23 protein-coding genes are annotated in these 24,401 nt (G+C 34.6%); 7 read left to right on the top strand and 16 right to left on the bottom strand.

What is annotated here, in order from left to right; genetic code table 11:
• Positions 1 to 586 precede the first annotated feature (586 nt).
• Positions 587 to 1,735 (top strand): lactaldehyde reductase, encoded by a 1,149-nt coding sequence (fucO, locus tag ACPWSR_RS15085; RefSeq protein WP_426349055.1) that lies wholly within the window; start codon positions 587 to 589, stop codon positions 1,733 to 1,735.
• A 69-nt stretch (positions 1,736 to 1,804) separates the two neighbouring features.
• Here fucO and ACPWSR_RS15080 read toward each other — a convergent pair whose 3' ends face one another.
• On the bottom strand, positions 1,805 to 3,724 hold the full coding sequence (locus tag ACPWSR_RS15080; RefSeq protein WP_426349054.1) for a YgiQ family radical SAM protein: 1,920 nt from the start codon (positions 3,722 to 3,724) through the stop codon (positions 1,805 to 1,807).
• A gap of 250 nt (positions 3,725 to 3,974) precedes the next feature.
• Positions 3,975 to 5,489, bottom strand: a complete 1,515-nt coding sequence (locus ACPWSR_RS15075; protein ID WP_426349053.1) for a peptidylprolyl isomerase — start codon at positions 5,487 to 5,489, stop codon at positions 3,975 to 3,977.
• A gap of 426 nt (positions 5,490 to 5,915) precedes the next feature.
• Here ACPWSR_RS15075 and ACPWSR_RS15070 point away from each other — a divergent pair, with 426 nt between their 5' ends.
• The 3 genes from ACPWSR_RS15070 (at position 5,916) to ACPWSR_RS15060 (ending at position 7,241) form a co-directional block, all read left to right on the top strand.
• Positions 5,916 to 6,380: a spore coat protein CotJB gene (locus tag ACPWSR_RS15070; protein WP_426349052.1), complete on the top strand. Its 465-nt coding sequence runs from the start codon at positions 5,916 to 5,918 to the stop codon at positions 6,378 to 6,380.
• Entirely contained in the window at positions 6,380 to 6,994 is a 615-nt protein-coding gene (locus ACPWSR_RS15065; protein ID WP_426349051.1) for a manganese catalase family protein, read from the top strand. The genes ACPWSR_RS15070 and ACPWSR_RS15065 overlap by 1 nt, the downstream gene beginning before the upstream one ends.
• Before the next feature lie 115 nt (positions 6,995 to 7,109).
• On the top strand, positions 7,110 to 7,241 hold the full coding sequence (locus ACPWSR_RS15060) for a hypothetical protein (protein WP_426349050.1): 132 nt from the start codon (positions 7,110 to 7,112) through the stop codon (positions 7,239 to 7,241).
• Between the two features lie 102 nt (positions 7,242 to 7,343).
• On the opposite strand, the gene ACPWSR_RS15055 is transcribed toward ACPWSR_RS15060, so the two are convergent.
• The 10 genes from ACPWSR_RS15055 to ACPWSR_RS15010 all read right to left on the bottom strand — a co-directional run bounded on the left by ACPWSR_RS15055 (position 7,344) and on the right by ACPWSR_RS15010 (position 16,974).
• The gene (locus tag ACPWSR_RS15055; RefSeq protein ID WP_426349049.1) at positions 7,344 to 8,519 is read right to left on the bottom strand and encodes an amidohydrolase; all 1,176 of its coding nucleotides are present in this window, start codon (positions 8,517 to 8,519) and stop codon (positions 7,344 to 7,346) included.
• A gap of 148 nt (positions 8,520 to 8,667) precedes the next feature.
• Positions 8,668 to 9,789: a phosphomevalonate kinase gene (locus ACPWSR_RS15050; RefSeq protein ID WP_426349048.1), complete on the bottom strand. Its 1,122-nt coding sequence runs from the start codon at positions 9,787 to 9,789 to the stop codon at positions 8,668 to 8,670.
• A gap of 27 nt (positions 9,790 to 9,816) precedes the next feature.
• Positions 9,817 to 11,169, bottom strand: coding sequence for a tripartite tricarboxylate transporter permease (locus tag ACPWSR_RS15045; RefSeq protein WP_426349047.1), 1,353 nt, complete (start codon positions 11,167 to 11,169; stop codon positions 9,817 to 9,819).
• A gap of 1 nt (position 11,170) precedes the next feature.
• Complete coding sequence (locus ACPWSR_RS15040; protein ID WP_426349046.1) at positions 11,171 to 11,416, bottom strand: hypothetical protein; 246 nt, start codon at positions 11,414 to 11,416, stop codon at positions 11,171 to 11,173.
• Positions 11,417 to 11,449: 33 nt separating this feature from the next.
• Positions 11,450 to 12,424 carry a diphosphomevalonate decarboxylase gene (gene mvaD / locus ACPWSR_RS15035; protein WP_426349045.1) on the bottom strand — a complete coding sequence of 325 codons (975 nt, stop codon included), beginning with the start codon at positions 12,422 to 12,424 and terminating at the stop codon, positions 11,450 to 11,452.
• The gene (gene mvk / locus ACPWSR_RS15030) at positions 12,381 to 13,427 is read right to left on the bottom strand and encodes a mevalonate kinase (protein ID WP_426349044.1); all 1,047 of its coding nucleotides are present in this window, start codon (positions 13,425 to 13,427) and stop codon (positions 12,381 to 12,383) included. Before mvk ends, mvaD begins: the two co-directional genes overlap by 44 nt.
• Before the next feature lie 244 nt (positions 13,428 to 13,671).
• The gene (locus ACPWSR_RS15025; protein ID WP_426349043.1) at positions 13,672 to 14,214 is read right to left on the bottom strand and encodes a GNAT family N-acetyltransferase; all 543 of its coding nucleotides are present in this window, start codon (positions 14,212 to 14,214) and stop codon (positions 13,672 to 13,674) included.
• 242 nt (positions 14,215 to 14,456) lie between these two features.
• Positions 14,457 to 15,155 carry a hypothetical protein gene (locus ACPWSR_RS15020; protein WP_426349042.1) on the bottom strand — a complete coding sequence of 233 codons (699 nt, stop codon included), beginning with the start codon at positions 15,153 to 15,155 and terminating at the stop codon, positions 14,457 to 14,459.
• Between the two features lie 73 nt (positions 15,156 to 15,228).
• Positions 15,229 to 15,888 carry a vWA domain-containing protein gene (locus ACPWSR_RS15015; protein WP_426349041.1) on the bottom strand — a complete coding sequence of 220 codons (660 nt, stop codon included), beginning with the start codon at positions 15,886 to 15,888 and terminating at the stop codon, positions 15,229 to 15,231.
• Positions 15,889 to 15,987: 99 nt separating this feature from the next.
• Positions 15,988 to 16,974: an O-acetyl-ADP-ribose deacetylase gene (locus tag ACPWSR_RS15010; RefSeq protein ID WP_426349040.1), complete on the bottom strand. Its 987-nt coding sequence runs from the start codon at positions 16,972 to 16,974 to the stop codon at positions 15,988 to 15,990.
• 237 nt (positions 16,975 to 17,211) lie between these two features.
• On the opposite strand from ACPWSR_RS15010, the gene ACPWSR_RS15005 reads away from it, so the two are divergent.
• Positions 17,212 to 18,396 carry a M20 metallopeptidase family protein gene (locus ACPWSR_RS15005; RefSeq protein WP_426349039.1) on the top strand — a complete coding sequence of 395 codons (1,185 nt, stop codon included), beginning with the start codon at positions 17,212 to 17,214 and terminating at the stop codon, positions 18,394 to 18,396.
• Positions 18,397 to 18,460: 64 nt separating this feature from the next.
• Here ACPWSR_RS15005 and ACPWSR_RS15000 read toward each other — a convergent pair whose 3' ends face one another.
• The 3 genes from ACPWSR_RS15000 to ACPWSR_RS14990 all read right to left on the bottom strand — a co-directional run bounded on the left by ACPWSR_RS15000 (position 18,461) and on the right by ACPWSR_RS14990 (position 21,235).
• Positions 18,461 to 19,204, bottom strand: a complete 744-nt coding sequence (locus ACPWSR_RS15000; RefSeq protein ID WP_426349038.1) for a DUF4886 domain-containing protein — start codon at positions 19,202 to 19,204, stop codon at positions 18,461 to 18,463.
• Between the two features lie 94 nt (positions 19,205 to 19,298).
• Positions 19,299 to 20,642 carry an MATE family efflux transporter gene (locus ACPWSR_RS14995; protein ID WP_426349037.1) on the bottom strand — a complete coding sequence of 448 codons (1,344 nt, stop codon included), beginning with the start codon at positions 20,640 to 20,642 and terminating at the stop codon, positions 19,299 to 19,301.
• Between the two features lie 185 nt (positions 20,643 to 20,827).
• Positions 20,828 to 21,235, bottom strand: coding sequence for a DUF1801 domain-containing protein (locus tag ACPWSR_RS14990; RefSeq protein ID WP_426349036.1), 408 nt, complete (start codon positions 21,233 to 21,235; stop codon positions 20,828 to 20,830).
• Between the two features lie 201 nt (positions 21,236 to 21,436).
• On the opposite strand from ACPWSR_RS14990, the gene ACPWSR_RS14985 reads away from it, so the two are divergent.
• Positions 21,437 to 22,000 (top strand): DUF6143 family protein, encoded by a 564-nt coding sequence (locus ACPWSR_RS14985; RefSeq protein ID WP_426349035.1) that lies wholly within the window; start codon positions 21,437 to 21,439, stop codon positions 21,998 to 22,000.
• Positions 22,001 to 22,026: 26 nt separating this feature from the next.
• Entirely contained in the window at positions 22,027 to 22,596 is a 570-nt protein-coding gene (locus tag ACPWSR_RS14980; protein WP_426349034.1) for a DUF6143 family protein, read from the top strand.
• Positions 22,597 to 22,713: 117 nt separating this feature from the next.
• Here ACPWSR_RS14980 and ACPWSR_RS14975 read toward each other — a convergent pair whose 3' ends face one another.
• On the bottom strand, positions 22,714 to 24,351 hold the full coding sequence (locus tag ACPWSR_RS14975; RefSeq protein WP_426349033.1) for a helix-turn-helix domain-containing protein: 1,638 nt from the start codon (positions 24,349 to 24,351) through the stop codon (positions 22,714 to 22,716).
• Positions 24,352 to 24,401: the final 50 nt, after the last annotated feature.

Below are 24,401 nucleotides of genomic sequence, written 5' to 3'. Positions count from 1 at the left end.
AAGAAAAGCTTTAATAACCTGTGAGTTCACATATTGATTAATTAATTTTGCTGACTAAAACTCATCTGATGATACTATATCCTTTGCATTTTCTCGAAGTGCTATACCTAATCTATAAGCATTATTTCAATATATAGCCTTCTCTTTTTTCTCAATTCCTTTATAAAATTCCCACAATTAAATTAGCATACCAAAATAATGAGTGTCAACAAAATTTTATAAATAATTATAAAAATACAATATATTTAATATAATTTTATAAATACTTTCATAAAAATTTAATATTATTCTGCTTTTTATGACAATTATATAACTAAAAAATAATTATATAATTAATTAGTTATTCTTACATTTCAGTTATCATATAAGATTATGTGAATAAATAAAGAAGATTAACTAATACTAGGACTAAAAATTGAAAGCATAAACTATATTATTTTTTTCGACATATATTGATTTATTTTTTAATAGTAAATATAATATTTTTGTTAATATATTTTTTCAAAATATTCTAGCTTCAAGGTATAAAAGGGTATTATGAAAACTATATTACTCTTATAAATAATTAATTATTAGGAGGATAATTATGGTTAACAGATTCATACTTAATGAAACTTCTTATCATGGCGCAGGAGCAATAAATAATATTGCTGGCGAAGTAAAAGCAAGAGGATTTAATAAGGCTTTTATATGCTCTGACCCAGATTTAATTAAATTTGGTGTAACTCAAAAGGTGTTAAAGGTTTTAGAGGATAACAGCTTAGATTATGAGCTATATTCTAATATTAAACCTAACCCTACCATTGAAAATGTACAAGCTGGAGTATCAGCCTATAATAATTCAAAAGCTGATTATATAATTGCTATAGGTGGAGGCTCATCAATGGATACAGCTAAAGCTATAGGAATAATAATCACTAATCCTGAATTTAATGATGTTAGAAGCCTTGAAGGTGTGGCTCCAACTAAGCATCCTTCAGTTCCAATAATAGCCGTACCCACAACCGCTGGAACCGCTGCAGAGGTCACAATAAATTATGTAATCACAGATGTTGAGAATAATAGAAAAATGGTTTGTGTAGACCCTCACGATATCCCCGTAGTTGCTATCATAGACCCTGAAATGATGGAATCTATGCCAAAAGGCTTAACAGCAGCAACAGGTATGGATGCACTAACTCACGCCATTGAGGGTTATATTACTAAAGGAGCTTGGGAGCTATCTGATATGTTTCACCTTAAAGCTATAGAAATAATTAGCCGCTCCTTAAGAGATGCTGTAAATAACACGGCTGAAGGAAGAGAAGGCATGGCTCTTGGTCAATATGTAGCCGGCATGGGCTTTTCAAATGTAGGTCTTGGAATAGTTCATTCAATGGCACATCCACTAGGAGCACTTTACGATACTCCTCACGGAATAGCCAATGCAATAATACTTCCTGCAGTTATGGAATATAACGCTGAAGCTACCGGTGATAAATATAAGTATATAGCACAGGCTATGGGAGTTAAGAACACTGATAGTATGACAATAGAGGAATACAGAAAAGCTGCAATAACTGCTGTTAAAAAGCTATCTCAGGATGTAGGAATTCCATCCACTCTTAAAGACATAGTAAAAAGAGAAGACATACCATTCCTAGCACAATCCGCCTACGACGATGCCTGCAGACCAGGAAACCCAAAAGAAACCTCCGTCGCCGACATAACTGCCCTATACGAATCCTTATTATAAAAAAACTTTCAATTTAAACAAAATAAGAAGAGCTCCGCGATAACCCAATTACCGCAGAGCTCTTATCTCTTATCTCTTACCTCTACTCTTCTCTATTCTCTTTTCTCTCTTCTCTTTACCAAAGGAATATCTACTCTTCTTCTTAACATCATTTTTATTATCACTAATTCTTTTATTCTCATCATTACTGTTCATCTTTCCATGAGAAATCAATGATTTTTTATCATTACCAATAAGGTCTGTTCTACCTGCCAGCTGAAGAGCCTCAAGTACTAATGGGCGGTTCTTAGGGTTTTTATACTGTATCAGAGCCCTCTGCATAGCTTTCTCATGAGGATTTTTGGGCACATACACCTTCTTCATAGACCTTGGATCATAGCCTGTATAGTACATACATGTAGATATGGTCGAAGGAGTTGGATAAAAGTCCTGAACCTGTTCAGGCATATAACCAATATCACGAACATATTCAGCTAGCTCTACTGCTTCCTTCATACTAGAGCCAGGATGTGAAGACATAAGATATGGAACTAAAAATTGATTTTTATTAATCTGCTTGTTAATTTTATAATATTTATCCACAAAAGACTTATAAACCTTGTTTTCTGGCTTACCCATTAGCTTAAGAACATTATCAGAAATATGTTCCGGTGCTACCTTTAATTGTCCACTAACATGGTTGCTACAGAGCTCCTTTATAAACCTATCCTTTTTATCAGCCATTACATAGTCAAAGCGTATTCCTGAACGAATAAACACCTTCTTTACCTTAGGCAAATTTCTCAGCTTTCTTAAAAGCTCTAAATAATCCTCATGGTCTACTTTCAAATTTTTACAAGGTGACGGAAATAGACATTGCTTATTAATGCAGGCTCCTTTTTTTAGCTGCTTCTCACAGGCTGTATGCCTAAAGTTTGCAGTCGGCCCACCTACATCATGTATATATCCTTTAAAATCCTTATCATTTGTAATTAATTCCGCCTCATTAAGTAAGGAGTCATGGCTTCTTGTCTGAATTATTCTTCCTTGATGAAAGGTTAAGGCACAAAAATTACATCCACCAAAACAACCTCTGTTACTGGATAGGCTGAACTTCACCTCAGAAATAGCAGGTATTCCACCCATTTTTTCATAGGAGGGATGAGCCTCCCTAGTGTATGGTAGATTATAAACACTGTCCATCTCTCCCTGCTCCAATGGCTTTGCAGGAGGATTTTGTACTATATATTCCTTATCTCCATAAGGTTCCACCAATCTCCTTCCTGAAAAAGGATCAGTGTTGCAGTACTGAGTATAAAAGCTTTTTGCATAATTACTCTTTTCCTTTTTCAGCTCTTCAAAGGTAGGTAGTATAGTAGCATCATAAACACTTTCTAAAGTTTTCGTTTTATATACAGTTCCTTCAATGAAGGTTATATCTTCAATATTTAAACCACTATCTAAAGCATCGGCAATTTCAACTATTGATTTTTCTCCCATTCCATATACCAGAATATTTGCTTGAGAATCTAAAAGAATAGATCTTTTTAATGCATCAGACCAATAATCATAATGTGCAAGACGCCTTAAGCTAGCTTCAATCCCCCCTATTATTATAGGTATACTTTTGAAGCTTCTTCTTATAAGGTTACAGTACACCACAGTAGCATGATCTGGTCTTTTGCCAATTACACCACCTGGTGTATAGGCATCGGTTTTTCTTCTTTTTTTAGACACAGTATAATGATTAACCATAGAATCCATATTCCCTGAGGAAACTAAAAAACCTAGTCTCGGTTTTCCAAAGACCTTAATACTTTCCTCATCCTTCCAGTCAGGTTGAGATATTATTCCCACCTTATAACCCTGTGCCTCTAAAACACGACTGATTATAGCATGACCAAAAGATGGATGATCTACATAGGCATCCCCCGTTACAAAAACAAAATCCACCTGCTCCCATCCACGTTCCTTCATTTCTTCCCTAGAAATAGGTAAAAATTTATTCATCTATTCACTCCTATATTTTAGGTTTACCCCATTATTGTCATATTATAAAATACTCATCCATTCTATCATTAAAAAATATAATTATCTATGATAAATTTATAACTTAAAGCTTTCAAAATTATATAAGTATCTATTAAATCCTTTTTTATTACTTATGTGCATATCTATAAGTGCTATTATCATATCTAAAAGTTACTAAATAAAAAGGAGCCAAAAGGCTCCATGTATCAACAATCTTTTTAATCTTTTCTTAATGAGCAAATTTTAAAGGCCACTTCTCTTCTGCCTTAAAGGCTCCTACATTTTCCTCAACCCATTTATTATAGGCTTCAGTCTTCTTATCTGTATCTGCAAGATAATTGCTATACTTCATTCCATTACCAACAAAATACATAATGTGATAACCAAAATTTGTTTCAACTATACCTGTGTCTCCAGGTTTTCTGGAAGCATCATATATCCAGTTATTAAATGCTTCTACCATTTGACCCTTTGCAACATTCTCATATAGCCCACCTGCTGGAGCATCATCGGAATGTTCGTCGGCAAGCTTTCCAAAAGAAGCCTCTGTTGCATCACCATTCTTCCACTGTGAGTAAAGCTCCTCAGCTTCTGCCTTAGCCTTTTCTAAAGCTTCCTCCTGGGCAGCTTTATAAGCCTCTTCATCCTCATAATCAGCCTTTACTACTTCCTCAGGCTTAATTAATATATGTCTTACATTTACAGTTTCATAATCATTATTATCCCTGCTGATAAAATAAAGAACATAATAACCATTAGCTACTTCTACAACTGTCTTATCTCCAGAATTTCTACCATTCTCCAACAGCCACTTTGAATATGCGGTATCTATATTAGCTCCTTGAGAAGAAACTAAGGTTGCATCAGCGTCAGAATAGCTTTCCTTAGTAGCTTCATCAGCATACTCATAAGCAAGCTTGTTAAAGGATTCTTCGTCAGTTATTTTTGATAAGAATTCATCAGCTTTAGTCTTTGCTTCAGCCATAGCTGTTTCTCCATCAACTTCTTCATTCTCTTCAGTTTCTTCATTATCTGCAACTGCGGCACCGTTAACAAAGAAATATCTGTAGTTTATTACATCATACTTGTCTTTATTATCAGCATAATAATCTTCTAATTCTTTATCACTAAAGGTATTTGAATCTAAAACTGTTTCACCATATTCCATTGCTAGGGTATACTCTTCTAGATTTTGTCTATATATATCCTCATTTACTCCACCCTTAAAGTAGCTTTTAAGATATTGTTTCACTGATTTGAAACCAGCTGCCTCAGCAGTGTCCTTTAAGCTATCCATATTGCTTTCAATTTGCTTTTTACCTGCTTCTGATAGCTCATATCCAGTTTCTTTTGCCTGAGTGTAGAGAAGAGCTGTCTCCTCCATCATCTTTATTGTATCACCTTCAATTGTTTCTTTATCTGGCATCATATAATTAGCATATTCGCCATAGTTAGAAAAATAAGAATTATAATAGCTATAATATAAATTATTATAGTAATAGTTAAAATCAGCTATTGAATATTCAACTTCACCAGCTTTAACTGCAGTAAAGTTTCTATATAAAAGGTTTGAATTGAAAAAAGTTATCAAAGCAAGAATTAATGCTGTAACAACCCCCGCAATAATTCCATATTTTTTTTGCTTCCTTACTAGTTCTTCCCTCTGCTTATCTCTCAGCTGCCTTTTATCTATTCCCTGATTTCTTTCCTCCTGCCTTTTTAACTTTTGCTTTGAACCACTCATTAAGTATCAATCCTTTCTATTTGTTTTAAAGCTATGATTCCATAAAAATATTTTTATATATAATTAAATAAAAGCAGGATATTATTAAATATGTAAAACTCTGCCCATATTACATCTAGTTATATATAAATAGCTACTTTCTATTATATCAAAAATTTCATAGACTACTAGACTCTTCACATAATACTCAGATAACTTTCTATTTTATTTTTCCTTTGTAGATATATATAGGAATATCCTTTAATTTTGTCCATTTATTGCCTCATATAACTAGATTATATGAATAAATTGAGAACGTCAATTCTTTTTAACCTATAGAGTTTATCTTTTGCATGATTAATATAGTAAATAATCACACATACTACCAATGAAAACTTACAAAAATATAAGGAATACATTAATGCTAAAGAGAAGGGAGCTAAAACTATGACTGCAAACAGTGATAATAAAAATCTAGCTATAGTTTCAATACCGATACAAAGTTGGTCTAATGTGTACACCTTAGATTCAGCCCTAAAAATCGGTACAATTTTTCCAGATCTAAATAAACCCTTTTATGCCGCTGAGCCACCACAAGGAAGCAACCTTACAGAGAACACAATCTTTTCATCGAAAGCAGAGATAAATAAAGAAAAAAAATCAATGTTACTTCAAATTACCTGTATAAGCTTTGCTCTAGATGACCTAACTCTTTATCTAGACACACATCCAGACTGTCAGCTTGGCTTAAAACTGTATAAGGATTGTCATCAGAGAAGAGAAGCTCTAATTAAAGAATTTTCCGCTAACTATTATCCCTTAAGCCGTGATAGTATTGATATTTCTGCCGCTGACAAAGCACCTTTTAACTGGAATATAGGACCCATGCCCTGGGAAGGAGGTTTGTTATAATGTGGTGTTATGAAAGAAGACTGCAGTTTCCTGTAGATATTAAGATAAAATGTCCAAAAACAGCACAGCTTATTTCCAGTCAATATGGTGGCCCAGATGGAGAACTCAGCGCATCCCTTAGATATCTTTCTCAAAGATACACCATGCCATTAAAGGAAGCTTCAGGACTTCTCACAGATATAGGCACGGAAGAGCTTGCTCATATGGAGATAATTTGTTCTATCATTTATCAGCTCACCAGCGATTTACCCATAGAAGAGGTGAAAAAGGCTGGCTTTGATGGTTACTACATAGATCATACCACTGCTTTATGGCCTCAAGCTGCAGCAGGAGTCCCCTTCACCTCCTTAGAATTTCAATCGAAAGGTGATGCAATAGCAGATCTAATTGAGGATTTAGCCGCTGAGCAAAAGGCTAGGGTAGTATATGAAAATTTACTAAGGGTTATAACGGAGCCTTCTGTTAGGGAACCTCTAATCTTCTTAAGAGAAAGAGAAGTAGTTCATTTTCAAAGGTTTGGAGAAGCTTTAGAGAAAACCAAGGAGAGATTAAACTCTAATAATTTTTATTATTTCAATCCTGAAATAGATAAGCAGTTTATAAACATAAAATAATGAGGGTATAATCACCAATTTTATTTTTAATAATAATAATAAGCATATATATTCAACCTTCACGCATAATTTAAATAACTTCTGGGAATTATAAGGTATGTCTGGAGGTGAAATGATGAATAATAATATGAACAATAACAATAACAATAACAATAATAACAGAAACAATAATAACAACAATAACAACAATAATAATAGAAACAATAATAACAATAACAACAATAATAACAACAATAATAACCAATAATTGATTAATGATTAATCAAAAAGAAATGCATGACATTTCTTAACTCAATAGCTAGCGACAAAAGCTCTTATTAAGCCTTTGTCGCTAGTTTCATTTCAAAATCTAATCTTTCATTTCATCGGCTTTATACACAATTCTTCCGTTAATTATGGTAAAAAGAGTCTTGGTAAATATCTCTAAAGGATTACCATCGTATATTGCTATATCAGCATCTTTTCCTACTTCAATGCTGCCAACTCTATGATCCACATTACATATTTCTGCTGCGTTGATGGTGATTGATCTCAAGGCTTCCTCCATATCGAGCCCCTCCTTAACAGCAAAGGCAGCACATACGGTTAAATCCTGAATTCTTGTTACAGGATGATCTGTAGTAATTGCTATCTTAATTCCTTCTTTATGCAGTAAACCTGGCGTTTTATAGTCAGCATACTGGGTTTCAATTTTATTTCTTGATACCAAGCTAGGACCCACAATTGCAGGATAACCAGAGCCAAATATTTCTTTAGCTACTAAGTGTCCTTCTGTACAGTGATCTATTGTTAACTTTAAATTAAACTCCTTTGCAATTCGTATTGCCGTAAGTATATCGTCTGCTCTGTGTGCATGTGCTTTTAGAGGTATACTACCACTTAAAACAGGAAGCCAGCACTCTTTACGAAAATCCTCTTCAAAGCTTTTATTTTCTTTCATTGATGCTTCTTTGCTCTCTTTATATTTCTTTGCTTCAAAGAGCTCCTCCCTAAGCATTGCAGCTATAGCCATTCGGGTCATAGGCATCATATTTTTATTATTGTAGGTGCTTTTTACATTTTCACCAAAAGCAACCTTCATGGCAGCAGGCTCTAGTACTACCATATCATCAATAATTCTCCCATCTGTTTTCATGAATAACCATTGTCCGCCAACTACATTTGAGCTTCCTGGCCCTACCATTACTCCTGTAATACCAGAAGATAGAGCATTATAAAAAGCAGAATCCATGGGATTAATCCCATCTAGCGCTCGCAAGAAGGGTGTTATGGGAGATGACATTTCGTTGCAATCATCCCCTTCAAACCCCTTTCTCTCTTCTTTTATTCCAATATGACAATGAGCTTCTATTAGTCCAGGCAACACCCAACAGTTAGCCGCATCAATTATTTCCACATCTTTATTACTATCAAGCTCTATAGTTTCTTCAATCTTAACTATTTTACCTTTATCAATTAAAATACTACCCCTTGAGTATTTATTACCAGCCATAGTAAATACATTTCCATCTTTAATAAGTAGCATATACTTCTCCTTTCCTTTATTGACTTAATTACATTTCTGTATATTTATACTTCCTTATTTTACTTTATTTATTCTATAGATATAAAAAAAGCTGTAGACTTAACCTCTACAGCTTTCTTATATCTATATATTTTTTCAATCTATAACCCTACAAAAATTTATTGTTCTTATATATTGAGCACCCTTCAGGAGAAACCAATAAATTTAAAGGCTCAATACCATTTTCTTTCCACGCATTTTTCAGCTCTAAAATACCTGTGCCATCCTCCACAAAAGCAATCCCACAGTCTCCTCCTCCAGCTCCAGAGGATTTTCCTATTCCGAAGATATCCGCTATAGAGCAGAGGGTTTTAATCTTTCTTGTTTCAATATTAACCTTAGCTGCGTCGCTAAGTTTTAACAGTGCCTTTCTATTTTTATGTAGAGCCTCTAAGGCCTTTTTCACTTCGTTATTTTCAAAGGCGTTAATAAGTTTAGCTACTGAATTATAGCTTTCCTCTAAAAACTCATTATATAAATTTTTATGATTCTTTTGAAATTCCTGAATTTTTTTTACCATTGGTGCAGTACCTACAGATTCCTTTGTCCACCCAACTGCAAGCCTAAGTGCTTTTGGTGGAACGATTCTTTCAATAAACAAATTAGGCCATGTCATATCATGTATTTCTTTTATGCTATATCCTTCACTAAGCTTATTTAATAGCCATAGGGAGCTGTAGGAAGAATATTGTATCCATCCACCAAAACAGGCCGCAGCTATATCTGCACCTGAGCCATTTCTTTGGGTTATCACGTGTGCCATTGCTGAAAGCTTAAATATCTTTATTAAATCCTCTTTACCATTATACTCACCATGGATGTATAAAAAGGCAGAAATCACCGAGGTAACTATAGCAGCACTGGAGCCCAGTCCATATTTTTTTCCTGTTTCAGGATCATTTAAATCACTTATTATAGATAGTGTAAAAGGAAGGGGACTTTTATTAATATCCTTCAAATATCTATGGCTTACTTTTAAAGCATTCTGGATGAAGCATAGCTTTTCATCCTGGATATTAAAAACTATCTCTTCACCGGAATACTCCCAGGTAACATCATTAAAGCCTAGCTGGGAAAGAACAAGGCTATTACTTGAAGCCAATCTAACCTCTGTGGTTATGTGCCTATCAACTGCTACAACTACAGCCTTATATCCAGGCTCTAAAACCGCATACTCTCCAGCTATCATGAGCTTCCCTGGCACTTTTATAGTGCAGCCTGAGTTATTCATTAAAATTTCCTTCCTTTCTTATTATACTCAAAGGATTGTCTGAACAATCCATGGAGCTGAGTATAAAATCATAAATAGCACTCCATAGCTCACTCCCAACCTATAGAGAGTTCCTGCTACTATACCTATTAATAATACACCAATAATATTTATAAATCCACCATCCATAAAGGCAAGCAGCAGCACAAGGCTCACAAAAAGCCCTAAAAATGCTTCATGAGGTATCTTCTTAAAAACAAAGGTACATATCTGTCTTGAATACTTTACAGCAATAAAAAATGTAAAGGTAGCGGCAATCCCTGCACCTATTATTGTAGCCCATAAATAATCTCCCATGGATAATAAATGATGCATATTATGCTCTAGGTTAAAAACCGGCTCCGCATTGAATAATGGATTTCCCGGTCCTATAGCCACTGGAGATAAAGGTATTCCTAGAGCAATCAAAGGTATTAATATTCCAGCCATATAAGTGGATTGTGCCAGTGCCTCCATTGTTGTAACCGCTAGAGAAGCTTTCTTCACCTCATCCTTCTCTCTGCTGGCAAATAGCTCTCCAAAAAATACTGTAAGCCCCACTGGACTTAAAATAAAGGTGATACAACCAATCAAGGAGGTAATAATGCTATACCCTATTTCTTTCTTAGTTAATATTTTGAGAGGATTAGGGAATTTCCCTGCTTCATAGCTCCCCTTTAAATTTATTGTCTTTTTGTCGTAATGCTTCATTCCATTTCTCTTATCCTTATTCAATAGCTCAAAGAGGGTCAAAAGCACAGGACCTATAGTAATAGCCAGGAAAAATGAAGTGCTCACCGTAGTACCTTCAGGAACTGCTCCTATCTCCCAGTAGAGAAAACGCATACCCTGTATCAATAGAGTAAATGGAAGGATAGCTGCTAAAGAAATCCATTTATGCTTACTCATCAAGGCTAACAGTATGGCTCCCACAAAGAAAGCTAAATTCCCATAATCTTTAATAATATTTGCAAAAGGTATCAGTGCGTTAGCAAGAAACAAGCTAACAGGGATAGATACTATTGTACCTATTACAGCTCCTGAGGCAATTTTTCTTATGCTGGTATCAGTCAATCCATGCTTCTTTAGAACCATAGCATGCTCTACCATAGGAGTGGACATTACTCCAGCTGGAATTCCTGCAACGGAAACAGGAACTGAATCTATAAGCTTGCAGGAAACGATAGCTGCAATAAAGAAAGCCAAAATAACAGCCGGCTCTAAACCAGATAATACAAGAACTAATGTTATAGGAGCGATGGTAGCCGTTTCATCTGCACCCGGTGCTGCTCCTATTATCGTATACATGACTGCTGCAATAGTAGCAGCTAAAATCATTTGAAAAATTAACATGATTTCCATATTACCTATTCCCACCTTCATCTAATAATTCTCTTTTAGGCTTGATTATAGCGCTAGAAATAATGAAGCCTAGTATAGCACCTATGAGTCCAAAGAAAAGAGGCTTTGGTGGATCATTAGGAGCTATAAAATAAGCACCAAAGGTAGTAGCAAGACATATAACCAGTGCTAAAATCAAATCCTTTATACACACCAAATCCTCCCATATCTCAATATTCTTTTTATCTATGTTCTCTTTATTATCCATTTCATCAACTCCAATTTACTAAACTACTTTTAATTATAAATAGGTTATTCCTCTACCAGGATGGCAGGTAATAACTCTTTCAACACCCTTTTGCTCCATTAAGGCTTCTCTTACCTTGTACTCTTCTTCGGGAAGGCAAAGCACTTTGACATTGGCACCAGCATCAATGGTAAAAAATGCAGGAATTCCTGAATTCCTTAACTTATAGACACAGCTAATAACCTCTATAGTTCCGCTTTCCCAATAGAGTATTGGTGGCCTTGCCCCAAGCATGGTTCCATGCATTTTAAGGGCATTCCGCTCCATTACTTCTCCTAGATAAATAAAATCTCTTTTTTTAATAGCAGCTTTGATATCAAGTAAATCATCGTGGACTGTGTCAAGCCATCCTTTATAGAAGGGAGAGGTTTCTACAGTCCTCTTCATCCCTTCACTGCTGGATACCTTTTTTCTTTCTGAAGAAACGACTGCAGAAAGTACTGTAAGCCCCCATTTATCCTCAGATAGAAGTTGTTTTCCCTTAGAATCCTTCCCATCATCTCTCTTGCCCATTTTCCATTCCACAAAGCCACCATATATAGACCTGCAGGCTGAACCAGAGCCCTGCCGCGCAAGGATCGATAGCTCATCCTTTGATAGCTCTAGTCCTAAGGACTTAGTGGAAGCAGCTGCTAAGGCTGCAAAGGCTGAGGCAGAGGAAGCAAAGCCTGCAGCTATAGGAACATTATTTTCTGAGATAACTGATGCATAAGTGTCAACTTCTGCAATCCTTCTAACAATATTTAAAAAGCGTGAAACCCTTAAAAGCTCTTTATCACTGCTTCTAACACCATTAATTATCAGTTCATCATTAATTAATTCCTTAGAAAATTCCACAGTAGTAGTAGTATAAAAGCCATCTAATGTCAAAGACAGACTGCTATTTGTTGGTAAGAAGAGTTCTTCATCACGCTTTCCCCAGTATTTAATCAAAGCAATATTGGTATTTGCTCTTGCCGTTGCCTTCATCCTTATATCCTCCTTTAAAACCTAGGGAGTCAATAATTTCATTTTCTTTGGTAGAAAAACACCAGGATTTTACCGCACCAGCTGCTATCAGACCCTTAGATATTTTCTTTGCAACATCTAGAGATTCAGCAAGAGCGAAAATACAACCACCTAGTCCTCCTCCCGTCAGCTTTGCTCCTAGTGCACCTAGACTCCTCGCCTCATTGACTAAACTATCTATAGAATTATTGCTAACACCTAAGCCTCTAAGGAGCTCATGGTTCTCATCAAAAAGTCGGCCGATAGCCTGTATATCCCCATTCATCATGCAGATCTTAATCCTATCAACAATAGCTCCAATTTTGTCGATTATATTAGAGATTTTTTCTTTGTCATTATTATAAAGACTCCTTACATTCTCCACAGCCTTTCTAGTATCACCAATTAAGCCAGAGTCAGCTACAACAATATGAAATGGTTTTATAGCTTTGAAAACCTGTCCACCCTCTGGGTTTTTAAAGTATATAGGCATATCACTAGCTACTGCTGTCATATCAATCCCGCTGGGCTTCCCGTGGGCGTAGGTTTCTGATAGTCCTACTAAATAAAACAGCTCCTCATGGGATAATTTTCTATTAAAAAAAGAAAAAATCCCCCTTACCACAGCAGTTGCTGCTGCTGCGCTGGAACCTAGTCCTCTTCCTAGAGGTATATCAGAATCAATTCTTATTTTAATATCTCTTAAAGGCTTCCTAAGCAGGTTAAAGGTCTTTTTTATGCATTCCATTATGCCATTCATCTCATATGGCATTTCTTTTACATTTCCTGAGTAGACAAAAGACTCTACCTCTGCATCTCCTTGCTTTTCTTCTACAACAACTGTAATCTTTAAAGGAAAGGGAATTGCAATAGCGGGTTTTCCATATACCACAGCATGTTCACCAACTAAGATCAGCTTACTGTGAGCTTCTCCCACTGCACTCTTTGCAGAAAGCAAACTCATCATCATCAATCCTTTCTTCACTTCGATATCCACTTTAACGATATTTATTATTTATTGAAAAATATTATCAGCTAATAATCTATTATAATTGGATTATTCTTCTGTGGCAACCTATTCTTTGGTAAGTTTCAAAAAATATTACAATAAAATATGAGCTTATAATACATAAAAAAAAGACTCCCTATAATAGAAAGTCTTAAATGATCTCTCCATTGCCAGTTAGCCACTTGCCTAGGAAATAAGATTCAAATATTTATTTATTTTATTAAAATGACTTTGTGCTGCAAAGCCATACCATGTGAACTGTTCCCGGTCCCCAATAATCCTTTACCCTTTTATATGGAGCACCAAATTTCCTTGTCCATATTTTTTGAGCAGTTCCATAACCGCTGTCTAAGCAGAATTTTTCTATACCCTTCTTGTTAAGCTCTGAAATCAAAGTATTGATTAGCTTTGTGGCTATACCCTTCCCTTGATGCTCTGGAAGAACAAACACACTTCCCAACTCTCCAACTTCATCAAGCTCCCCATTGGTACAGTTTCTTATATCCTCACCTACAGGTCCATAAGAAATGGTACCAATTATTTTTCCCTCAATCTCAGCCGTTAAAAACAGTATACCTATGCCTTTTGTGTTTAAAGCATCATTCATTAAACTCTTTTTATGAATAATCTCATTATTTATTTCCTCTGTTAAATGCTTAAGCCCTTCCCTTTCGAAAGCAAAAGGAATAGTTCTTTTGAATACTTCAAAAGCTCCTTCAACATCCTCTCGATTCAATTTTGATACATGTATCTCCTCTGGCATAATCTATCTCCTACCCTTTAAAAACATATTTTTACATATATACATATATTTTATCACAGAAACTCTATTCAGAATAATTATTAGTATTGTAGTAAGCTATTTATTAACCTAGTACTATTTTAATTATATTAACGATACAATATACTATAAATAAACAAGACCTTCATGAATAGCCATGAGCCATTCCTGAAGGTCGTTTTTATTAAATATGCTAATATTTAAATATCTTGAAAAGGAGCTTGCTAAAAGCCCCAGAACCGATCTATATCTTCCTGCTTTTTATCTATTATGATGTTATCTTTATTTATTTTATGCTCCTTTAAAACATTCATTACCTCACTAATAAAGGAGTCACTTCCTACCACATAATAAATTCCCTCTTCTACACAGGCTTTACCTTCTAGAATTTCATAAAAAGCTTTTCTTGAATTTATCCAATAATTCTTATAGTCTTCATCAATTAGTTTATCAAGCTCCTTATTATATATAAAGCCCGAGTTGTCCACGTTTATGTTTGTTATACTAGGTATCCCCTGTTTATTTTCCATATAAGAAAGAATAAGTGATCTCATTGCTGATATTCCAACACCCATGGATATTAAGAATATTGGCTTTCCAGTGCGATTAAGAGTCATTCTTGTACCTAACTTAAAGATAATAAGGTCGTCTCCAATATTTAATTTTGATAGTTTATCCTTAAATTCCGAGGAACTACCTGGAACCCTGGTGGTTATACCTATTTTATTTTCTCCTGGAAGGGTTATTATAGACATATGCCTTACCAATTCTTTATTTGGTTTATCTCCCTTATCAAAGCCCACTATTCCTACATGTATATTAGCCCCTGGCTCCCAGGTAAATCCCTCAGGCTTTTCAAAATAATAGCTTTTAGTACCCTGTGCCTCTTCAACAATATCTATTACTTTCAACTTATATCTCATACTAGCACCTCTTTAATGATAATGATTATCACTATAATCATATCATTAAAGAATCAATAGTGTAAGTATATATTTATCTTTTATTTCCACCGCTGCGGCTTTTATAGTCCTCGTCAATCCTGCTCTTCCACTGTTCTGAGATTTTACCTTTGGTTCTTAAGGAGGATACTGTTTCACTAATCACCTCATAATTTAGTGAGGTTCCTTCACTATCTGCATTATAATTAGAGGCCCTATCTTCACTTATGCCAAATCTCTTAGCAGTTGCAACTGCATCAATGTTAGCTCCAAGAAAAATAAATTCCCAACCATACTTATTTTTTTGATGTTCAATCATTCGCTTAACCTTTTCATAATTAAATTCTCGGCTTGCATTTTCCATTCCATCAGTGGTTATTACAAAGAGTACATGCTCAGCTCTTTCCGATTCAATAGTATGCTTTTGAACATTACCAATTTTATTTATAGTTTTTCCTATGGCATCTAATAGAGCTGTACAGCCTCTTACATAATATTCTCTTTCTGAAATAGGTTCTATCCCTTTTAAATTAATACGATCATGGAGTAATTCATATTTGTCATCAAAGAGTACAGTAGTAACTATAGCTTCTCCGGACTCCTTCTTCTGTTTATTTACCATAGCATTATATCCTCCTATGGTATCACCTTCTAGTCCAGACATTGAGCCGCTCCTGTCAAGAATAAATACTAATTCAGTTAATCCTTTTTTCATTTTCATACCCCCAAATCATCTTTTATACTTAAAGGATATCACTTCATATATAAGCTTTGGTCGCATCACAAGCGACAATATATATTTATTAGTAAAAAACTATTCTCTCAAGGTCTTTTGGTGAAAGGCATACAAAGCCTCATTTATCTCAAAAATGTCATAGTTTTTGCTTTCTATAAAATACTCAATTATAAGGTCAAACTTATTGCTTCGCGAAAGTGCATAGCCGGCCTTAAGAAGCAAATCCTTCGTTTCATCGAGGTTTAGCTTTAAAGCAATTGCAAAAGCAAGTGCTGTTGTCTTTTTGGGATTATAATTTACATCATTACGTATTTTAGAAAAATGCTTACGGTCCACATTTGCTTTTTTGTAAACCTCTGACTCCTTCATAGACTTTTCATGAATTAATCGAAGCAGCATCTCCGTAAAGGTCTCATCCAAGTTGTTTATAATATCATCTAAGCTTCGTTTGCCCTGTTTTTTTACAGGAGTATATAAATCCTCCATTAAATGCATTTGAGCTTCTTCATATATATTTCTTCTATATTTCGGTTGCTCATCTATATAATTATCATCTATGTATTCTTTTATAGATTTGAATAGCTTCTCTGAAAGCATAACGGCATTTTTATCATAAACCACAATAAAAATTGCCATATCATTTTCTAAAAGGAAGTCTCCTATAACTGAGATTGCAGTCCTAAGTGCTTTATCCTTAGGATAGCCATAGGCACCAGCGGATATCAAAGGAAAGGCAATGGTTTCTAGCTGATATTCACGAGCTAGCTCCAAAGAGTTTTTATAGCAATCTATAAGAAGCTGTTCTTCATTATTATTACCTCCCTGCCATATGGGTCCTACGGTATGTATAACGTATTTTGCTGGCAGATTGTATCCTTTTGTAATTTTAGCTTCACCGACTCTGCATCCACCAAGACCTCTACACTCCTCAAGAAGCTCTGGTCCTGCAGCCAGATGTATTGCCCCATCAACACCTCCACCTCCTAATAGAGATGAATTAGCAGCATTAACTATTGCATCAGCTTTAACTTTAGTTATATCATTTCGGATTATTTCCAGTGGCATAAATATTCCTCCTAATATATCTTCTCTTTCTAGTATACCACGAAACCTATTTAACTAATAAATGAAGGTCAACTATAATACTATATATTGTTGTTTTTAACATATAATTTGGCCTCATAGAGCAAAATAATTAGGTAGGGATAATAATACTCTAATATTGTTAATCCTATATTTTAAATAATTATATTTATGATAAGAACAAGTGAAAACTTGATTTAACTATAACAGGAGGATAAAATGAACAAAATTTTAGAAAGTGCAAAAGCCATGAAAGAAGAGCTTATAAAAATTAGAAGAGAAATTCATAGGAATCCAGAGGTTGGAGACAATCTCCCTAACACTACAAAGTACGTAATGGATAAATTAAAGGAGTTTGGCTATGAACCAAAAGAAATTTGTAAAAGTGGTATTGTTGCTTTAGCAGGTAAGAAAGATGGGAAGAAAACCTTCCTTCTAAGAGCTGATATGGATGCACTTCCAGTTACAGAACAGACTGATTTACCCTTTAAATCAACAAATGGAAATATGCATGCTTGTGGTCATGACCTTCACACCACTATGTTGTTAGGCGCAGCAAAATTATTAAAGGAACATGAAAAGGATCTTGAAGGTACAGTGAAGCTGGTTTTCCAGCCCAATGAAGAAGGCTTTAAAGGAGCAAAGCTTATGCTGGAGTCTGGGGTTTTAGAGAATCCCAAGGTAGATGCTGCCATGGCACTTCATGTACACTCTGGTACACCAACTAATACTATTATCTATGGACTTGGAACTACCATAGCAGGATGTACCATATTTAGAATTACCATAAAAGGAGTGGGTTGCCATGGTGCTATGCCTGAAACCGGGGTTGATCCCATCAATATTGCATCTCATATTTATCTATCATCTCAGGAAATAATTTCCAGGGAAATATCTGCTATGAAATCTGCTGTAATTACCTTCGGAAAATTTCAAGCAGGTAATACACATAATGTTATCCCTGCGGAAGCAGTACTAGAAGGAACTATTCGTTATCTTGATGTTGATTTGGGTGATTTTATTTACAAAAGACTAGAGGATATAGTGGTAGCCACAGCAAAGTTATTTCGAGGAGAAGGAATAATAGAAATAGTTGCCTCTGTCCCACCGCTAAAAAATGATATAGATTTAGCAAATAATATAGCTTCTTATGTAAAGGATGTAGTAGGTGAAAAATCAGTTATATCCTTCAAAGGTGGCGGGATGGGCTCTGAGGATTTTGCTTCCTATGGCTATAAGGTACCTAGCGTGTATTTTCTTCTTGGAGCCGGTTCAAAGGATGAAGATCCCCATTATGGATTTCCTATGCATCATCCAGAGGTTATCTTTAATGAAGATATACTCCCCACTGGTGCGGCAATGCATGCCTATAGTGCAATGATGTGGCTGAAATCAAATAAATAATATTCCACTAAATAGCAAGAAGCTATTAAAGGTAATTTCTTTAATAGCTTCTTATCTAAATTATTTATAAACCTTCCTCTGAAATGAGATTTTTTATTTCATTAATTAAATTCATATCTACGTTTTTCTCTTCTTCAAAAGTAAAGACATTCTCGATTAGCGACCTTCCAGAGAAGAATTTATACCAAAGGGCAGCTACTAAGTATCTTCCATAAATTAAATCTATATGATAACCATCCCTACATAGAGATAAGCCTCCATTTTCATAATCAAATAATTTCTTCCCTCGAAGCTTCTGAACTAAATCACCACTTGGTATAATAGGTAGTCCCATTTCTTCTGCAACAGAGTAGTAGGCCTTTTTCAGCTGATTATACATCTTATCCTGACTGTTATTATATCTTTTAAAATCTCCATGGGTGCTATCCACCTCATAGGCCCAGGTCTCATGTATTACCAGCTTAGAAATCGGTGAGAGCTCTCTTAGATAATCAGATATATTTTTTATATAAGGATAATAGCTTTCTATTATTCCAGACAATCCACTGCACTGCTGGAGAGTTATATAATCCCATTTATCCTCTAAAAGAACTTCTTTGATTGAAACCATTCTTCCGTGAAATTCTCCATTTATGCTGTATTCATAAGACTTGCCCTCTGTTAATATATTGTTCCAATGCGCTTCAAGACAGCAGCCTGGTATATATAGGTTCACCACTTCTAAATCAAAAGCATCAGCCTCTGCAATCTGATGGAGATATTTAGTGGCATCTTCAGAAAAGCTATTACCTATTGCAAGTATCTTCATAACTAATCTCCTTTAGTAAATATGACTTTATTCACTTAAATTACCTATCTATATTGTATCATACATAAATATAACTTTATATTAAGGTGCTGCTTCAATCATTAGCAAGGTTCACCCTGATTTTTTCTTCTCTTTCAATATTCTTTTTAGTCTTTACTATTATATAGGTCATTATAGTTACAGCCAATTCAGTGAAAACAAATGATAACCAAACTCCTGTCATTTTTAAAATACTGCTTAATATAAGCACTAAAGGCACAATGATTACTAAGCCTCTTGCCATTGATACAATGAAGGCATCCTTAGCTCTTTCTGTAGCACTTAAATATATAGACATTATTATATTGATGCCTGCAAAGAAAAATCCTATAAAATAAATTCTAAGTCCAGTTATAGCAATATGTAATATTTCTAAATTTTTTTCGCTGTTAAAAATACCAACAATACTGTTAGCCTTAATGAAAACTGCCGAATAAATAATTAAGGCTATTACACCTGAAGTTATCAAAGCATACCTCATCACTTTTTTCACCTCAAGGAAGTTTTTACTTCCATACCCTTTACTTATGAGAGGCTGAATTCCTTGCGCTATACCTGTAAATATTGATATACCCACCAGTGCTATATTGGCAACAATACCATAGGAGGCAACACCTAAATTTCCTGCAAGCTTTAAAATTACTAAATTAAAGGTAATAAGAACAACTGCTGAAGAAATCTCAGAAATAAAAGAAGATAGACCCAACCTAAAGACATCAAAAACTCTAGACAATTTCATTTTACCTTTTATAAAGCTTAAGCTGTTTCTTCCTTTGGTAAGATGAACAGTTAATATTAATATACTTATTATCGGTGCCAGCCCAGTTGCAAAGGCTGCACCAAACATTCCCATTTGAAGAGGAAACATGAATATATAATCCAAAATAATATTTGAAAAGCTACCTGTTAGCATTGCAACCATTGATAGCCTTGGATTATTATCGTTTCGTACAAAAGCAAGAAGAATATTATTCATAATAAAAAATGGCGCAAAGGATAATATCGTCAATAGGTAGGTTTTAGTAAGCGGTAGAGTATTGTCATCTGCCCCTAAGGTTAATGCAAGAGATTCTGAAGAAAAAACTCCTACTATTGTAAAGAGAAGTCCTAAAATAACACCCAATTTTATGCTGGTTGAAAATATTTCATTGGCCCGCTTGTCTCTTTTTTGAGATCTTAATATACCATATCTTGTGGCTCCCCCTATCCCTATCATAAGTCCAGTCCCATGAATCAGGCTATAAATTGAAATAGAAAAATTAAGTGCAGCAACACCTGTTGAGCCTAAAGCCTTTGAAATAAAAAATGTATCTGCAAGAATATAACAAGAAAGACCTATCATACCGAGGATATTCAAGCTTACATATTTAGTAAAATCCTTAAAAATATTATTATCCATAAAGTTTCCTCCCTAAAAATAAAAAAGGTATCCCATGACATTCCTTCTAAGACCTAACGGAATGTTCTAGAACACCTTACGCTTTACCCGGTGGCAAAGCTAAAGTTTGCTTATAATAGCAAATTTATAATAGTATAATTTAACATATATGTCAATATTCCTTGAGGCTATAGTTAGAATAATCTTTATTCTTGATTTATAGTCTCCTCTAACCATTGATTAACAATTTTAATTATTTCCTCTTTCTTTGTATCAACCTCATTTACATGATAAAAGGTCATTAAAGCCCTCCTATCTGCAACCCATGCTAATAAATTGCTTTGATCCTCAAAAAGAGGCCCCTCACTCTTGCTATCCTTCCCCTTTGCTCCCGTATGAAAGACTAGCTGTACACAATTCTTATTATTCAGCTTGAAGGTAATCCTATCGTCATTGTTATAACAAAAGCTTGGAGCATTCCATTTTATATGTTCAGTAATATCCTTATTGCAATTAAGAATTATTTCTCTCACTTTAATAATTATATCCTTAAGAGGATGTTCTAGGTCATTTATAAAATCATTAACATCAACATTCTTTGCCTTTTTATTCATTTTTCTAGTCCTCCTCAATATATTATCAATTTCTATCTACTATTATATATAATATTACATTTTATTCCACCTGTCATTAATTCTTCTATGAAGATAGACTTGCTCTAAAGAGTTACCTTTTCATCTCATATTTTATTTTTTCTACATACTATGATATCAATAAAACCTTTTCTATATAAATACAATAGGAGATGAAACAGAATGCAACCCTGTGAAAATTACAAAAGCCCTCTACTCTTAGCAAATCCAATTACTCAAGTTGCTGATATTCCCTACCCTTTATATCTCTCACTACAAGGAAAATATTTTGTAGGCTATGCCGATGATATGGAATTTAAAAACAATACTATTGCCTGGGCTGGTTTAATAAACCCACCAGATTCAAAGGTAAATCTTCATGTCTATGTCTGGACAGTAACTAATACAGGTAACCTTCCACTTCAAGCTAATATATGGTTAAATTCAGAACCTCCAAGGAAGGCTACTATCTCTCAGCTAGTAACCCCTGCCAACACTGCTATATGTCCTCTACCAGTGCCAAAGACCAAGCTTCTAGAGGCAAGTAATGTAGAGGGATATTCAGAGGGTGGAATTAACATTATAGAAAGGCTAGTGGACCCTGAAGTTACACTGGCTAGTGATGCAAACGGAGTTTTAATATTCCCACCTGGAGGAACCTTAATAATTACCCTAAGCTACCCATCAACAACCACTGAACAGGGTTTAGGTAGAGTTGCTTTCGGATGGTCCGAAGAACAGATTTAAGGAAAAATAATAGGAGGTACTAATAAATGGATAGCTATAATAAAAACACAGTATTTATACCAAACCCAATTTCTCAGGTAGTGAGTATGCCTTACGCTCTATATTTATCTCTTCAGGGCAACTACTTTTTAGGCTCTACAAAGGAGCTTTTATTTGGTAGGGGAAGAAATGCTTGGGCTGGATTATTTAATCCTCGAGAATCAGGAGTAAATCTGCATGTTTACTATTGGGAGGTTTCCAATACTAGAGATTCTCCCATAAGAGCACAGATATGGTTTAATTCCTATCCACCAGGAAATCCAACTAGGTCAGATTCTGTAACTCCAACAGATACAGCCATTTCCCCTATTCCAAAAACCAGTATAAGACTTCTTCAAGCAAGCAAAGCTATTGGAGAACCAGAAGACGGTGTTAAAGCCTTCGTCAGAAGAGCACCGGGAAAGTCCACGGTGGGTGATGTGGAGGTAGGTAAATTTATAATGCCTCCAGGAGGTTCCTTTGTAATTTTTCTAGGGACACCAGAAGCACCGGATGAACCTGGAGCCGCAAGAGTAAGCTTCCAGTGGTTCGAAGCTAAAGCTTGCAACAAAGGATAGTAATTAACAGTATTCTTTATATGGTCATAGTTAATATTTTACCCTATAATGAAAATACTCCAGAAGATTAAAATCCTACTGGAGTATTTTCATTAATTATATTACTTACTATATCCTCTAGCCAACCTTTTCAGCCTTTACTTTATACTCCATTGGAGTCATGCCTTCAAGCTTTTTAAAAACCTGGCTAAAATATTTGGCGCTCAGAAATCCACTTTTCTCGCAAACCTCACAGACCTTGTAATCGGTATTATCAAGGAGTGCTTTTGCCTTTTCTACTCTTATTGCATTTATAAAATTGTTTAAGCTATTACCTGTTTTTTGTTTAAATATTCTACTTAAATAGGATGGAGAGATACATACATATTCTGAAATTTCTTTAAGAGTGAGCCTACAATCATAATTTTGTTTTATATACTCTACAGCATCATGAATGATTATTCTTTTATGACAATTTTTACTCATAAGCTCCTCCTGCAAATCACTGAATAATTTGCAGATGCATCCACAGGTCTTCTCTATTGTTGTATACTCACCATTTGATATAATCTTCTCAAAATCCAGATTTGATAAAAAGTCATTATCCATAGCTGCTGAAATATAAATTTCTTTTAGATAATCCATTGAATAGCTGTATAATAATCTATTAAAGGAATATTTTAATCCTTCATTAAATAGTACTTTTATGGAATAATCCAGTTTAGAACTATCTCTACTGTATAGAGCACCCTTTATATTTTCCAGCATATAATTTATATTTTCAAGGGTACTAGACTTCTGAAGGCTTTCTATATCCTCCTGCCTAACTATTCCTTTTTCTGCAATAAAGAATGCTAAATCGCTGCACCAAATAAGCTTTTGAAAAGAATTACTGATGTGAGTTCCCAAGCCACTTAGCCTTTCAGAAACTGTAGTAAAATTTTGATGTTCCTTTAACCCTCCAGATATTTTAGCTTGAAACTCAAATTGGATAAGCTTATGAATCTGTTCAAATATTTTATCTACACTTTCATCTGATTTACCATGATGTTTTTTACTGACTATTAATATAAACTTCTTAGAGGTGGAATGAATAAATATCTCTGCCTTATAATTTTTGCTGCTTATACTGCGTATTTTAGATCTTAAGCTATGAAAGAAACTATTAAAGGTATCTGCACCCAAAGTGTAATGAGAATATATACTAGAGTCATAACCAGAATAACCTAGATAAAATTCTTCTGTTTTAAAATCAAGCTTTACCCCTAGCTTTCTTTCTGCATTACCTATTCTTTTTTCGTTCCCACCACTAACTACTTCTTCATGCAATATATATAGGGCAACCTCATTATACTTTTCAACTAATTCTTTATGAGAAATATTATTTAATCTATTAGTTTTTACTGTTTTGAAAAATGATGCCAGTTCACCCTCGAGAATCTCTTCATTAATTTGAGATCTTTCCATTATGGAATCTACTCTCCACTGGTTAATTGCCCTTTGCGCCTGATGAAAATTAGGTGAATCTAAAATAACTATTACCTTCATAGAGGACATATTAATCCCTATATATTCAACAAGCTTATCACCATAGGCATCCATGATTTTATAGTTTAGAAATATAGCATCTGGCTGCAGGTTAATTATTCTTTCCATAGGATTTTCTGTATATGCAAAGCTATCCATTACATTAAAATCTTTATGCTTTAATAAGAAAGATTTAATTAGTTCCTTTACTCTTGCATCTTCTTCTATTATCAGAATCTTGAACATCATAAATTCACCCCTCTTATTTTGTATCCCATAAAAGCTTTCTTACCCATATA

Origin of the sequence: Alloiococcus sp. CFN-8, assembly GCF_049943125.1 — a bacterium.
Taxonomy (GTDB): Bacteria; Bacillota; Clostridia; order Clostridiales; family Clostridiaceae; genus JAEXZL01.
This window is presented reverse-complemented; position numbering and strand designations above follow the sequence as displayed.